Below are 576 nucleotides of genomic sequence, written 5' to 3'. Positions count from 1 at the left end.
TGCCCCTCGCCCGGCCATCGGGTTGGTCGACTGTAGCGATGTCACGAGGGAAAAAGGCGAAAAACACGCCTTTCAATATGCTGAAACGCGAGAGAAACCGCGTGTCGACTGTGCAACAGCTGACAAAGAGATTCTCAGCGGCCGCCATGGCTTCCAAGGTGTACGACCCCGAGCAACGCAAACGCATGATCACTGGGCCTCAGTGGTGGGCTCGCTGCAAGCAAATGAACGTGCTGGACTCCTTCATCAACTACTATGATTCCGAGAAGCACGCCGAGAACGCCGTGATTTTTCTGCATGGTAACGCTGCCTCCAGCTACCTGTGGAGGCACGTCGTGCCTCACATCGAGCCCGTGGCTAGATGCATCATCCCTGATCTGATCGGAATGGGTAAGTCCGGCAAGAGCGGGAATGGCTCATATCGCCTCCTGGATCACTACAAGTACCTCACCGCTTGGTTCGAGCTGCTGAACCTTCCAAAGAAAATCATCTTTGTGGGCCACGACTGGGGGGCTTGTCTGGCCTTTCACTACTCCTACGAGCACCAAGACAAGATCAAGGCCATCGTCCATGCTG

General features: G+C 55.4%; 1 protein-coding gene. It reads left to right on the top strand.

Translation table 11 applies throughout. The features are described 5' to 3' along the window. Positions 1-146: 146 nt before the first annotated feature. The coding region (locus CS062_RS27480; RefSeq protein ID WP_158238934.1) for an alpha/beta fold hydrolase at positions 147-576 on the top strand (430 nt) is incomplete at its 3' end.

Source organism: Roseateles chitinivorans, from assembly GCF_002761755.1.
Classification (GTDB): Bacteria; Pseudomonadota; Gammaproteobacteria; order Burkholderiales; family Burkholderiaceae_C; genus Roseateles; species Roseateles chitinivorans.
Note: the sequence above shows the minus strand (reverse complement) of the source record. Positions and strands in the feature narration are given on the sequence as shown.